Source organism: Cyclobacterium sp. SYSU L10401 (assembly GCF_010993705.1).
Classification (GTDB): Bacteria; Bacteroidota; Bacteroidia; order Cytophagales; family Cyclobacteriaceae; genus Cyclobacterium.
In genome coordinates this window covers 1-13813 of sequence record NZ_WOFO01000004.1, presented here as the reverse complement: position 1 = coordinate 13813, position 13813 = coordinate 1, and the positions used below count along the sequence as shown (strand labels likewise).

Sequence of the window (13813 nt, the reverse complement as noted above, 5' to 3'; positions counted from 1 at the left end):
ATAAATTTTACCCCTATGTTCTTAAGAGAAATTTTATCCATTTTGATTCTATGTTGGATGAATGGTTCCTTGTTGGCACAGGAAAGCAGGAATACCAAAGAAATGAATATCCTGTTTATCGCGTCGGATGATCTCAATAATGGTATCAGTAGCTATGGGCATGATTTGGTAAAAACCCCTAACCTGGATCGGTTGGCAAAAATGGGAATTCAGTTCAATAAGGCCTATTGTCAATACCCTCAATGTAGCCAAAGTAGGGTTTCGATAATGACGGGACTTCGACCAGACACAACTCAGGTATTTGATCTTAAAACAGATTTTAGAGACATTATTCCCACAGTCACGACATTACCCGAACTTTTCATGGAAAATGGATATTTTTCTGCAAGGGTTGGAAAGATTTACCATTATGGGGTCCCCGGGGACATTGGCACGAATGGTTTGGATGATGCAAAATCCTGGAACCAGGTCATCAATCCAATTGGCAGGGATAAATGGGAAGAAGACAAAATTATCAACCTCACCCCAAACAGAGGGTTGGGAAGTTCTTTAAGTTGGCTAGAAGCAGAAGGTACTGATGCAGAACAAACAGACGGGATGGTCGCCGATGAGGCCATCAGGTTAATGGTAGAAAATAAAGACAAGCCTTTTTTTATCGGAGCAGGATTTTTTCGACCTCATTGCCCTTATATCGCCCCGAAGAAGTACTTTGATATGTATCCTTTGGAAAGTATTGTCCTTCCGGACGAGCCGGAGGATCATTTCAAAGAGATTCCACAGGCCGCCTTTTGGACCAATCCCCTGTATTGGGGGCTGGAGGAGCATCAACGCAAGCAAGTGATCAGGGCGTATTATGCTTCCGCCACTTTCATGGATGCGCAGGTAGGTAAACTATTGGATGCCCTGGAAGATTTGGGGCTTGCAGAAAATACCATTGTGGTGTTTTGGAGTGACCACGGGTACCACCTTTCCGAGCATGGTCAATGGAAAAAGCAAAGTCTTTTTGAGGAATCGGCACGGGTTCCCCTGATGATTGCGGCACCGGATATGGAGGGAAATGGCAAGGTTTGTGAGCGCGTGGTAGAATTGGTAGACCTTTATCCTACTTTGGCAGCGTTGTGTGGCTTAGATGCCCCTGAATATTTACAGGGTCGTGATCTTTCAGCGCTATTGAAAAACCCAGATGAGACCTGGGACCATGGGGGATTCACACAGGTGAGGAGAAAGGGACCTTATATGGGGAGAGCCATAAGGACAGAACGCTGGCGATACATTGAGTGGGATGGGGGCAAAAAAGGAATGCAGCTTTATGACCATCAAACCGATCCCAATGAATACGTCAACCTGGCCGGGAATCCGGATTATATGGACACCCAAAATAAATTGAAACAACGCCTGGATGCCAAATTCAGTAACTAAGCATTTGCTTTAGGAAGAGGTGGATTTATACACATGTATTAATGGTGGGTAGAAGCAATTTTTAACCGCTGTTTCCTTAGCCATAAGCCAATAAATAAATAAAGTGCCGCTGGTAGGATGCCGATTATGGGTGAAATCCAGATTTCCTTTTGGGATGCAATTTGAATATGGCCATCAATGACCAAATGGTTGATCAGGGCATCTTCCACGGCATGAAGCAAAATCACAGGCCAAATGGATTGAGTTATTCTGAAAATTTCTGTAAACATCACTGTCCATACCAGCATGTTCAAAACGGCAATAATTGTAAACAGGTACCGGTTTACAGGCAGCACTGCGTTGATGGATTCATCTGGTAAAAAATGGAGGTAGTAAGGCGCATGCCATAACCCCCAAACCAGTCCCGCAATCAGGTAAATGGTCAGATCATTTGGCCTGAGATAGATGAGCCTGGCGGTAAGGTAGCCCCTCCAAACCGTCTCCTCAAAAAAATTCTTTATAATATTGACCAAAAACAGTCCCAGTAGGACTGAAAAATAGTCTTTCACCTCAAAAGCTGAAAAATCGGTCCATCCTGTCAGCTTTCCCACTATCAAAGTAATACTGGTCACAAAGGGAAAAATGAGCAAGGCGATACCATACCACCTATAGTTATTTTTAAAATTGGGCTTGAGCCCGGCATCCTTCCAGCCATCTCCCCCAAAAGTCCGCAGGACAACTACCGCAATTAATGGGGTGATCAGCCATATGGCCATTCCGAGGCTTTCCTCCCCTTCTTGCTCTGGAACAATGCGATCTATACCCACTCCTGCCCAGCCAATACTGAGGGCAATCAGACCGAAAATTATTAAGTTACGGATGGTTTTAGCGTGCTTCATTTTAGGTTATATGAGATAGATAAAGGAAAACTCCCCAATTTTTTTGGACGATTGTCTCGCCATTTTTCAGATTTTTTTCCTTCAAAAATATACAAACGATGGATAGAAAACGTCTATTTCCCCGGATTTTGGGAGAGAATGTGGGAAGCACGTAAGGGCAAAACAGTATGAACCATGGTCAGTAGCCAGGCTTTGATTCCTTTTTTTATGAAGAGGCAAGAATGCTTTCTTGGAGTACCTTGATTCAGTTTATCGCACAGCATCCCGGTCATCTGCCTGAAAATCCTGCATCATTTTCATCAATTCTGCTACTTTTTCAGGGTGCCGGGCTTTCAGGTTGCGGGTTTCCCTGAAATCCTCCTTCAGGTTATAAAGTTCCACTTCATCATTGTCGTGCAAAAGCAGCTTCCAGTCCCCCTCCCTAACGGCCAGGGTATTTCGGATCTTCCAATACATGCGCCTTGGATTTTCAGGGGCCTGGTTGGCTGCGATTTGCGGCCAAACATTTCTTCCATCCAGACCGTCAATTTTTTCATTTTCATTTCCGATCAGCTTATTCAAAGTAGGCAGCCAATCGGATATATGGATGGGATGATCAACGATTCCAGGCTCCAAATGACCCGGCCAATTGACAAATCCCGGTACCCTTATGCCTCCCTCATGTAAACTTCCTTTCCAACCCCGTAAAGGATAATTATTCCCCAAAACCAGGTGTGGCTTATCGGCATACCTTCCTTCGTATTCGGTATTACTTTGCCAGCTTTGCTGTCCACCATTGTCACTAACAAATACGATCAGGGTATTCTCTCTTTTGCCGGTACGTTCCAGGGCATCGATGATCTGACCTATGCTTTCATCCAGGTGGCTGACCGATGCGGCAAACAGTCGGCGGGATGGATGCATCATTACCTCGTCCCTGTACAAGGCATGGTATTCCTCTGGTTCGGAAAGGGGATAATGGGGTACATGGTGGGTCACATAGAGGAAAAAGGGTTGGTCCCTGTCCTCCTCGATGATGCGTATGGCTTCGGCTGTAATCAAATCGGTCACATGGGTGCCACTTTCATCCAGGTATTCATCATTGCGGTGCCAGGACCTGCGTTCTGTCAGTTCGGTTTCTGTCTTATATTCATGGGTATAAGGATCAATCTGTCCATCAAAGTAACCGTAGGAGGATTGAAACCCATATTTTAAAGGGGTATAAGGCGGCGATCCCATGTGCCACTTTCCGGCAATGGCGGTATAATACCCGTTTTCTGCCAGTACGGAAGCGATTGTAGGATCTCCCAGGTCAATGACCTCCCCATAGGCCGGCGCCAGTACCCCGTACCGGCTGGGATACTTGCCTGTCATCAGGCTGACGCGGGTAGGCGTACAGGTGGGCATGACGTAATGCTGACTTAGAATTTTCCCGGTCCTGGCCAGTCTGTCAATATTGGGTGTTTTGATATCAGAGCCATGGTACCCCACATCCGCCCAACCCAGGTCATCCGGTAGGATAAACAGGATATTGGGTTTGTCAGGGAGGCTTTCTTTTTTTTCTATTTTGGCATCAGTCCAAAAAAAGGAAGCTCCCAAAAGAAGTAATATTTGTATCAAAAGCAGTTTTAAATACATCATGTTGGGTTTATTGTCATGGATACTTTCAATTTACATAAGAATGGTTAAACTGGCAATGGATTCACCACAGATGGCTGCAGATTTTCACAGATTATTCTGGGTGTGTTGTCCTGACCTTAATTTCCCGATCATTTTCTATAGTACCCCTTTTGCAGCTTCACCAATATCATAAGCACTTTCCCATGAAATGCCCCCATCCGTACTTTTCCGGATGCCCCCACCATTGAAAGTCAGCATACTGCCATCTATTGCGGCCACCATGCTCCGGCCACCTCTTCCATTGAACAATTTCTCGGTGTGAAAAAAAGGAGTTTCATCATTTTGGTAACTTTGCAGCGCCATTCCCTGAAAGCAGCAAATAAACAAACCACATAAGCACCCAATCTTTAGTAAAAATGATTTCATTTTAAACTGATTTTTTCCCAATTTACAAAATGTAATTGATCCGGACATTCGGGAAATAAAGGCATTCTTCAAACCAATTGGTTCATCCGCCAGGTTTTCATCAATAATAAGCTAAAAATTGTTGTTTAATCTAAAATATCCATGAGAAAAAATAACCCAAAATCAATCGCCCTTATTTGTTTGCTACTAAGTGGAATGGTCACTTTGCCAGGCCAGATCCTTGCCGAAAAGGGAAAGCCCAAAGCCGATCCGCCAAATATCATCGTCATCTTTGCGGATGACCTGGGTTATGGAGACCTGGGGGTATTTGGTCATCCCAGCAATCAAACTCCTCACCTGGACAGGATGGCGTTTGAAGGACAAAAATGGACCAATTTCTATGTTGCCGCTCCGGTATGTACGCCCAGCCGGGCAGGTTTGCTTACGGGAAGACTTCCGATCCGGTCGGGAATGAGTAGCGATAAGAGAAGGGTATTGTTTCCCGACTCCAATGGCGGACTACCCCAAAGTGAAATTACCATAGCGAGGGCCCTGAAGGAAAGCGGGTATCAAACCGCAGCAGTAGGCAAATGGCACCTGGGGCATCAGTCTCCCTATCTTCCCACCGATCATGGATTCGATAGCTATTTCGGAATACCCTATTCCAATGACATGGACAAGGTAGAGAAAACCGATCATTTTACCCTGGCGGAAACGGAAAGGTATCAGGCTTATAATGTCCCCTTGCTAAGGGATAAGGAAGAGGTGGAAAGGCCTGCAGATCAGCGGACCATTACCAAACGCTATACCGAAGAGGTAGTGGGAAAAATTCAAAACATGAAGGATAAGGGCCCTTTTTTCATTTACCTGGCCCACTCCCTTCCCCATATTCCCTTGTTTCGTTCAGAAGCCTTTAAGGATGCCTCTATTGGTGGTATTTATGGCGATGTGATTGAAGAAATCGACTGGTCGGTAGGGCAAATCCTGGAGACTTTGAGGCAGGAAGGTATTGCCGAAAACACCCTGGTGGTGTTTACCTCCGACAATGGCCCCTGGCATACATTCAAAACCCATGGTGGTACCGCAGGTTTACTGAGGGGAGCGAAAGGAGGGACCTTTGAAGGAGGCATGCGGGAACCCACCATTTTTTGGTGGCCGGGGAAAATTAAACCTGCAGTGGTGGCGGATATGGGTACCACCATGGACTTATTGCCCACCTTTTGTGCATTGTCCGGGACAAGTCTTCCTGAAGATCGGGTATATGACGGCTATGACATCAGCCCTTTGCTGATGGGAACAGGTAATGGAGAAAGGGAGACGGTATTTTATTACCGGGGCCAGCAAGTCTATGCCGTCCGCCTGGGAGATTACAAAGCCCACTTTATTACCCAGTTGGAATATGGCAACCCAACCGCCCATCCGGTGACCAATCCGGCCGTACCACTGGAAAATGGACCGACGGTGCTGGAAGAGCCCTTATTGTATAATGTGAATATAGACCCAGGCGAAAGGTTTAACATTGCATCCGATCATCCGGAAGTAATTGCTGCCATCAGGGAAGTGCTGGCAAGGCACAAAGCCGGAATCGTTCCAGTTGAAAACCAGCTGGAAAAATAAGTTTTTGTCTATAGAATTCCTTCTTACCAAAAAATTGAAACGATGAAACTTCTTTGCTATGTTACTTTAGGCTCGATGCTGTTATTCTCCCCCCGCTGTAGCAATGCCTTTCAGGAGGATCGGCCCAATGTGATCCTCATCATAACAGACGATCAGGGTTACGGCGATCTGGGTATTCATGGCAACCCTCACCTGCAAACACCTCACCTGGATCAATTTGCCAGGGAGAGCATACGGTTGAATCAATTTTATGTGTCCCCTGTCTGTGCCCCAACCCGATCCAGCCTGATGACAGGTAGGTTTTCCCTGCGTACCGGAATGCGGGATACCTATAATGGAGGAGCCATCATGGCGACAGCCGAAGTGACCATTGCTGAGATGTTGAAAGAAGTCGGCTATAGTACGGGTATTTTTGGGAAGTGGCATTTAGGGGACAATTACCCGTTCAGGCCCGCAGACCAGGGCTTTGATGAGTCCCTGATCCACCTTTCCGGTGGCATGGGGCAGCCGGGTGATTTCACCACTTATTTCAAAGGGGACAGCAGCTATTTTGATCCAGTACTCTGGTACAATGGCCAACAAAAAGCCTACGAAGGGTATTGCTCAGATATTTACACCAGTGAAGCCATCTCTTTTTTGGAAAATAACCGGGACAACCCTTTCTTCCTCTACCTTTCTTTCAATGCCCCGCATACCCCGCTGCAGGTACCAGAGGAATACTACAATATGTACAAGGACATTGACCCGGCTTCCGGATTTGAGGCAGATGAAAGGCCGTTTCCTGAAATGAGCGAAAAGGACAAGGAAGATGCGCGGAAGGTGTATGCCATGGTTTCCAATATTGACGATAATGTAGGGAAATTGCTGGAAAAGTTGGAGGAACTGGATATAGCCGACAATACGCTGGTGGTTTTTATGACCGATAACGGGCCCCAGCAGCCCAGGTACCTGGCCGGCATGCGGGGCAGAAAAGGAAGCGTGTTTAGGGGTGGAGTCAGGGTGCCTTTTTTTCTTCGCCTTCCGGATCGATTGCCGGGAAACAAGGATGTTTCCACTACCCTTGCCCATATCGATGTATTGCCTACGCTGGCAGAAATATGTGCTGCCCCCCTTCCCGAGAACCGGAAAATAGACGGGAAGAGTTTTCATGCCTTGCTTAGGGGAGAAGCAGCGGATGAATTTGAAAATCGGTCCCTGTTTTTTTACTGGACCAGGCGGTATCCTGAATTGTATAATAATGTGGCTTTGCATAAAGGGGATTTTAAATTGGTCGGGCACACCGATCATGATGCGCCGGTGGAGGCCTTTGATCTTTTCAATGTGAAGGAAGATCCTTACGAACAGCATAACATGGTTCACGAAAATATCCCCCTGGCGAGGTCCCTGAAAGCAGAGATGGATGAAATGATGGCTGAACTGACCCAATCTCCTCAACTCAACCAGGCCCAGCGAATGATTATTGGCAGTGAACATGAGAATCCGGTATTTCTCAACCGTAACGATGCCGGAGGGGAACGGGGCATCTGGACCCAGGAAGAGGTATTCGGGATGTGGAAGGTCAAAACCCTGGAAGGCAGGTACAATATCCGCTTCAAATTTATCAAACCCCTGGAGACCCAGGGTAGAATGGTACTGGAAACGAATTCTGTCATCCTGCAGGAGCAATATGAAGACCTTCCCACAGACGAAATCAATATGGAGGATGTTTATTTGCCGGAAATGGAAGTAGACCTGATTCCCCACTATGTGACGGAAGGCCGGAGTATTTTTCCGTTGTGGGTGGAGCTGGAAAAAATTACTGGTCCATGATATCCAAAAGCCCAGATTTAACAATTTTGGCAACTATTCTTTCAATAACCTTCTCTATTTTCGAGGGTTTATCGGAAAATCCTGGCCTGAATGGCCTGAACAACAATAACCGTGAGTGCAGCCCACGGAAAGCTAACAAAAAAGTGCCTCCAACCCCGAAAGGGGTTGAATCTGATGTAGATGCCTTTTTAAGATCAAATATTCTTGCTGGTACACCACCATTTCGAAGCTGATGGCATAGGAGAGCTTATCTCTGGATAGGACAGTTGGTTTGCAGTACCTTGTTCAACCCACTCCGGGGTTGTATGCAGGATGAATCAGGCCCGTATACCCCGGGTTTCGCCCGGGGTTATTGTTGTTGAAGCCCTTCAGGCTTCGGAGTCGAATAGGAGCATGTTTCTGGGGAGGTAATTTGGTACTACATTAAAATATGATTGGACCAAATGAACAGTAATTTTAGTAGATGCCAAATAAGACTGTTGAAGCTTTTCTCAGTAAAGGCAGGCCTGAAGGGCCTGAACAACAATAACCGTGGGTGCAGCCCACGGAAAAAAGCTAACAAAAAAGTACCTCCAACCCCGAAAGGGGTTGAACATTAATTATAGGAAAAGATAACGCTCGTCGAATTCAATACCATTTTCTTTCAGCAATCGTTTGTATTCCTCCAAAAAGGATTCCTTTTTGTGATGTTCTTTCTGCCTTTTGATATAGGAAGTAATACGGTCTTTTTCTCTGTAGGTACAAGTAAATGCACCGTATCCCTTTCCCCACGCATTCCACTGGGAAAAACTCGTGTGTTCCTTCATCCATAAGCTGCTTGCAACTTTTATGTCTTTAATGAAATCGGATAGTGACAGGGTGGGGTGTAGATCAGTTAAGAGATGAATATGATCTTCGATCCCGTTTATCTGGTAAAGCGTACAGCCTTTATTTTTAACTATACCCCCAATGTAGCGGTATAGTTCTTCGCAGTGCGTATTGGGGATTGTTGCGTTTCTGTTTTTAGTTCCTAATACTGAATGGTAGAGTATTTGTTTGTAACTGCGCATTAGGTTAAGGAGTTAGCGTTTAAAGAAAGTTACGAAATATAATTCTTTTTCGAAATGTTCAACCCACTCCGGGGTTGCTGGAAGGATAGATTGGCTCGTATACCCCGGGTTTCGCCCGGGGTTATTGTTGTTGAAGCCCTTCAGGCTTCGGAGTCGAACAGGGGCTGGTTTCTGAGGTATAAAAGGGGTTCAACTTATTTTTTAATACTACTACAGGTGTAGTTTTATAAAAATTCCGTATATTTTAGATGAAAATGTATGAACGCTAATATGTTGATCTGTCCGAGGATACAAAAAGAAATGAAGGGCTTTCAAGTTGCATAACTTTAAATCGAAGAGCAATTGAAATAGAAATCACTTAAACACCGGAGAAATGCGAAAGTTGAAACCATTTAGTTTGGAGCTTATTAAAATACCATATAAAAGTCAGTTGACCAGAATACCGGAATTCCAATGTTGGAAATATTTACTGTTTTCAATACTACTCTACACATCCTTTTCTTGTCGGGAGGAGGGTTCCGAACAAGGTAGGCAGATAACAGCATACACGGTAGATACAGTTTTCATTGCCTCAAAAGAGCGATTATTGGATGTGTCGGGGTACATGAAGGTTTCAGACCTGGATGATGATGAAAGATCCTTTTTCCTGTATAATCACCATGATCATTCCATTGACGAAATCAACCTCGATACAAAAGACTTCGTCAAAACCTTTCCATTAGAAGCAGAGGGACCCAATGGGGTAGGACAGTATGTCTTTGGTTTGCAGTGTTTGAAGGATAACCTATTGTTTCTAAAATCAGTGCCATTCTCCTCGGTGATTGATACAAGCGGGCATGTAATTCAAAAGATCAATTGGCTAACTGCAAAGGATTCGATAGGAGATCCATTTGGTGCTGTACCGCCGAGATCGGAAGTAGTAGTAGACACCAAAGATTGGCGGGTGATGGGAACCAATCTGGACTTCTCAAATACGACAGCTTTTTTGGGCGTTCTTTCAGTTGAAAAGAAATTGGTAAAAAATATCGATGTAGATACCAAACTTTCTTTTTCAAATTATTTCTTGAAAGCTGGCAACAACTATCGTCCCCCATGGGTATTTCTCCATGCTGAGGAGCATTATATTTATCTAAGCCACCTATATTCCAATGAAATATTCCTCTTTAATCCAGAGGGTGAGCTTGTAAAAGTAGTTGATTACGAACCAAAATTGACGCCTGCCAGAGCAAAAGAACCGGAGCTTTTATCTGGCACTCGGGAACAAGTCCGACACGAAAGTCGCATGCTTATGGAACAAGTCAGTTTTGAAGCCCCGGTATGGGACAAAGTAAACCGGCGCTATTTCCGATTGTCCGCACAGCGGATATTCGGAGATGAATCCGGATCTGATGAAACTGCGGCAACTACGAAGACCAGGGTGTTTTTGTCGGTGCTGGATCCCGAATTTAATCTCGTATCGGAGGTGGAACTTGAAGAGGTACCTGGTGCGGGGTACAAATACTTTGCCAAAGACGGGAAGCTTTGGGTATGTCAGAACTTCTCAGATGACCTTGGATTTTTGCTCTTTGATCTGTAAGTCGAGAAATTTCACCCTGTTGTTTAGAAGGCTTGTTTTGTTGCAATGCTGGAAAAAGTTCCGGAAAGTAAGGTATGATGGTTTCCTGGATCACCAAGGAGATGGAATTCTGTAAGGTGTACAAGGTAGAAGGCAAAAATGGCACTCCATTGGATATTCCGGTGATAGTGCCCCACCTTTATAAGTTTTTTGAAACGTTGATTCTTCAATGGCTCTGCTAGGTCTTCAACTGAGGTTACCATGAAGTTACCGTTATCCACGTTAACAATAAAATAATCAAAGTTACCAGGGAAGGCTCGCAGCCTTTGCTTAACGAATCACAAATTCCGGATGATGAACCAAATCTACAATGGTGCCGTTCCAACCCGAACATGCTTCGTGCGGTAATCGGCAGGTGACATACCGGAATATTTTCTAAATACATTCCGAAAAGCTTTGGTATCCGTATACCCTACATCAAACATGATCTCATAGACTGTTTTGTGGCCGTTTTCTAACGCACGCTTTGCTCCTTCAACCTTTACCCGTTGAATGTATTCGACCACGGTGTTGGTTGTAGCCTTCTTAAATCTTCGTTCCATCGTCCTGCGGACCAGGTTGAATCGTTCGCACAATCCTTCTACCGTCATTTTATCCTGGTAGTGAGACTCGATGAAATCCTGAACTTGTTTTATTTGCTCATCTCCATGATCTTTCTGGCCCGTAAAAATGATGAAAGGTGACTGAGTGTTCCTACCCATATCAATCTGGAAGATTTTGGAGCAATAGATTGCGGCCTCTTTTCCTACATGTTTTTCAATTAAATATAAAATCAGGTTGGCTGATGAAAAGGCACCACCACCGGTATAAATACCATCTTCATCCGTGAGTATTTTGTCCGGAACCACATTGATTTCGGGGAACAGCTTTTGAAAATCAGCAGCGGCCCGCCAATGAGTTACACAACTCTTGCCATTTAGTAAGCCGGTGGATCCCAGTATAAAGGCCCCAAGGCATAAACTGGCCACCTGTGCACCCTTGTCGCGCTTATCCCTGATCCACGGGCAAAATCCCTGGTTCTTTTTTATAGCTTCCGCAGTTAAAAGCTTTTGAACTGGTGGGATGAGAATCATATCTGTCTCCTGGACTTCATTCACTAACCGGTCGGCTTCAATGGTGTAAAGACCACGATTTAACCTGACTTTACAGTCCTGGCCCACAATCTCCACGTCAAACATGGGTGATTGACCTTGCTGCTTCAGGTAAGTATTGGCCTCAAGGAAACCCTGACGTGCATTCTCCATTCCCGCCAGATTTACATGATGCAGGAGTAAGATTGAAACATGTTTCATGGTGCAAAATTACTATATTCTGTCGCATTCATCCCTTTTCTTTGTCGTTTTTACACGCTATAATTCTAAAGTAGAAAGCCTATTTTTGTATAGAAGGAATGTAAAAATAATTTGTTATTATCTATTAAAAAAACATAGAATGAGCGAACAAAAACTCACTTCCTGTCTTTGGTTTGACCAGTAGGTAAAAGAAGCCGATCTCCTTTTCAATGCTCTTTCCGAGGGTGGAGAAATGGAAACGGCACTTGAAAAGCAGTTTTGGGGTGACTACTTCGGTTGCTTTATCGATAAATTTGGGGTGATGTGGATGGTAAATTATAATGAAGGACAAACGTAAACAAAACCGAAGCATAAGGCAGCTTATCTAATGAATAAAGCGGAAAAGCCAGAAAATTTGTGGAAATACTCTCGGTTTGGAGGCTAGTCCGTTGATAGGCACGGGAAAAATTTGGCTTGCCAGTGCGTTTTAAAGCAAGTAGCACTATTTCTTAAACAACGTCTATTGACGAGGCGCCTTTGCGCCCAAATAAAAGGTTGAAACGTAACGACTACTGGGTATATGAAAAATAAAATTCTAATGATCATTAGTCTACTTTTCGGATTAATATTCATCAATTCAGGGCTCAACAAGTTTTTCTATTACATGCCTATCCCGGATGACCTGCCTGAAAAGGTCCTAAAAACCATGGAAGCTTTCAACAGCATAGGGTGGGTGAACCCACTGGTGGCGTTAGTAGAGATCCTGGGAGGGCTTCTCTTTATACCGGGGAAGACGCGAGCACTCGGGGCTATTGTCATTTTCCCGGTTATGGTAGGAATTATCGTCCATCATCTGGTGGTGGCTCCTTCAGGATTGGCGGTGCCGCTTGTGTTGTTTGGGATCTTGCTTTGGCTAATCATTGAAAACCGTAAAAGATACTTTCCGATGGTGAAATCATGAGCTTCACGAGAACTTATCCTAAAAACACCAAATGGTAGAAGTCTTTAAAACCAACGTAAACAATCCAAAAAATGCCAAATCGTTGGTCGATATAATTCACGGGCATTTTCCTGCTTACAAAGCCAACTTTGACCTGGAGGATTGTGATAATATCCTCCGGGTGGAATGTACCGGAACGCAACCCGATGCCGTATGTATTATTGAAGTGCTGGAACGGACAGGGTACCAGGCAGAAGTGTTGCCTGATGAAATGGAAAATCATTAAGAGACCAAGAAGTAGGGCAATCACTCTGATTTAAATGTGGGCGATATTGGTATTAATTAAGTTGTTATGAGAAAAATAATTGTGCTATCATTTGTTACATTAGATGGCATCATGCAAGCACCCGGCGGTCCGGAGGAAGATACCTCAGGCAGTTTTAAATATGGCGGTTGGATGGCACCTTTTTTTGATGAAACCTACGCCAGGGTCATGGAAAAGCAGATGAGTCCCGCAGATCTTCTTCTGGGCAGAAAAACATTTGAAATTTTTGCGTCTTACTGGCCGGAGCGGAGCGATCAATGGCCGGGTATCAATGACGTAACAAAATACGTGGTATCCACGACCCTGCAGAAGTCGGTTTGGCAAAACTCGACTTTCCTCCATAGCGTGGAGGACATCAAACAGCTTAAAACTACTGAAGGATCTGATATTCAAGTACACGGCAGCGGTGAGCTTATTCAACTATTGCTTGAACATGACCTGGTGGACGAATTCTGGCTCAAAATTCACCCCTTGACACTAGGGAAAGGTAAAAAGTTATTTGACAAAGGTTCGATCCCAGCTGCATTTACATTAACAGAAAGTACAGTGACACCCAGCGGCGTGATTATTGTCAATTACAAGCGAGTTGGTGAAGTGGAAACGGGAACGGTGGGAGCATAGGTCTTCAGCATTGGTAGGGAGTGCTCGTAGACATTAAATTGATTAAAATGAGCTGCGACCTTCCCGACGCGTCGGGACAATCTACCCAGCTGTGATTGAGTTAGGGAAGGGGTTAAAGCAAAAAAGCCCGGGAAACCCCAGGCTTTTGAGCGGAATGGACGGGACTCGAACCCGCGACCTCCTGCGTGACAGGCAGGCATTCTAACCAGCTGAACTACCACTCCAATATTTTTATTCTATAACTCGAACCGGCGACCTTCCCGAC

General features: G+C 44.8%; 13 protein-coding genes and 1 tRNA gene. 8 read left to right on the top strand and 6 right to left on the bottom strand.

Annotated features, from left to right (window positions below; all coding sequences use genetic code 11):
* The first annotated feature begins 15 nt into the window (after positions 1-15).
* Entirely contained in the window at positions 16-1419 is a 1404-nt protein-coding gene (locus GL182_RS10940) for a sulfatase (protein ID WP_163379729.1), read from the top strand.
* Between the two features lie 38 nt (positions 1420-1457).
* On the opposite strand, the gene GL182_RS10935 is transcribed toward GL182_RS10940, so the two are convergent.
* The 3 genes from GL182_RS10935 to GL182_RS10925 all read right to left on the bottom strand — a co-directional run bounded on the left by GL182_RS10935 (position 1458) and on the right by GL182_RS10925 (position 4322).
* Positions 1458-2297, bottom strand: a complete 840-nt coding sequence (locus GL182_RS10935; RefSeq protein WP_163379728.1) for a CPBP family intramembrane glutamic endopeptidase — start codon at positions 2295-2297, stop codon at positions 1458-1460.
* 249 nt (positions 2298-2546) lie between these two features.
* Entirely contained in the window at positions 2547-3917 is a 1371-nt protein-coding gene (locus tag GL182_RS10930) for a sulfatase-like hydrolase/transferase (protein WP_163379727.1), read from the bottom strand.
* A gap of 135 nt (positions 3918-4052) precedes the next feature.
* A complete protein-coding gene (locus GL182_RS10925) occupies positions 4053-4322 on the bottom strand; it encodes a hypothetical protein (RefSeq protein ID WP_163379726.1) in 270 nt (89 codons plus the stop codon).
* A gap of 141 nt (positions 4323-4463) precedes the next feature.
* Between GL182_RS10925 and GL182_RS10920 the strand changes: the two genes are divergently transcribed.
* The 3 genes from GL182_RS10920 to GL182_RS10910 are packed head-to-tail and all read left to right on the top strand — an operon-like array spanning position 4464 to position 7960.
* Positions 4464-5918, top strand: coding sequence for a sulfatase (locus GL182_RS10920; RefSeq protein ID WP_163379725.1), 1455 nt, complete (start codon positions 4464-4466; stop codon positions 5916-5918).
* A 42-nt stretch (positions 5919-5960) separates the two neighbouring features.
* Positions 5961-7727: an arylsulfatase gene (locus tag GL182_RS10915; RefSeq protein WP_163379724.1), complete on the top strand. Its 1767-nt coding sequence runs from the start codon at positions 5961-5963 to the stop codon at positions 7725-7727.
* Positions 7724-7960, top strand: coding sequence for a hypothetical protein (locus tag GL182_RS10910; RefSeq protein WP_163379723.1), 237 nt, complete (start codon positions 7724-7726; stop codon positions 7958-7960). The genes GL182_RS10915 and GL182_RS10910 overlap by 4 nt, the downstream gene beginning before the upstream one ends.
* 366 nt (positions 7961-8326) lie before the next feature.
* Here GL182_RS10910 and tnpA read toward each other — a convergent pair whose 3' ends face one another.
* A complete protein-coding gene (tnpA, locus tag GL182_RS10905; protein WP_163379722.1) occupies positions 8327-8776 on the bottom strand; it encodes an IS200/IS605 family transposase in 450 nt (149 codons plus the stop codon).
* Between the two features lie 373 nt (positions 8777-9149).
* Here tnpA and GL182_RS10900 point away from each other — a divergent pair, with 373 nt between their 5' ends.
* Entirely contained in the window at positions 9150-10352 is a 1203-nt protein-coding gene (locus tag GL182_RS10900; protein WP_163379721.1) for a DUF4221 family protein, read from the top strand.
* Positions 10353-10696: 344 nt separating this feature from the next.
* On the opposite strand, the gene GL182_RS10895 is transcribed toward GL182_RS10900, so the two are convergent.
* Complete coding sequence (locus tag GL182_RS10895) at positions 10697-11683, bottom strand: GlxA family transcriptional regulator (protein WP_163379720.1); 987 nt, start codon at positions 11681-11683, stop codon at positions 10697-10699.
* A 577-nt stretch (positions 11684-12260) separates the two neighbouring features.
* Here GL182_RS10895 and GL182_RS10890 point away from each other — a divergent pair.
* From GL182_RS10890 to GL182_RS10880, 3 genes are all read left to right on the top strand, one after another.
* A complete protein-coding gene (locus GL182_RS10890) occupies positions 12261-12623 on the top strand; it encodes a DoxX family membrane protein (protein ID WP_240469783.1) in 363 nt (120 codons plus the stop codon).
* Positions 12624-12654: 31 nt separating this feature from the next.
* Positions 12655-12888 carry a hypothetical protein gene (locus tag GL182_RS10885; RefSeq protein WP_163379718.1) on the top strand — a complete coding sequence of 78 codons (234 nt, stop codon included), beginning with the start codon at positions 12655-12657 and terminating at the stop codon, positions 12886-12888.
* Positions 12889-12954: 66 nt separating this feature from the next.
* Positions 12955-13548, top strand: a complete 594-nt coding sequence (locus GL182_RS10880) for a dihydrofolate reductase family protein (protein ID WP_163379717.1) — start codon at positions 12955-12957, stop codon at positions 13546-13548.
* Positions 13549-13698: 150 nt separating this feature from the next.
* On the opposite strand, the gene GL182_RS10875 is transcribed toward GL182_RS10880, so the two are convergent.
* Positions 13699-13772: transfer RNA gene (locus tag GL182_RS10875), tRNA-Asp, on the bottom strand.
* Positions 13773-13813 lie beyond the last annotated feature (41 nt).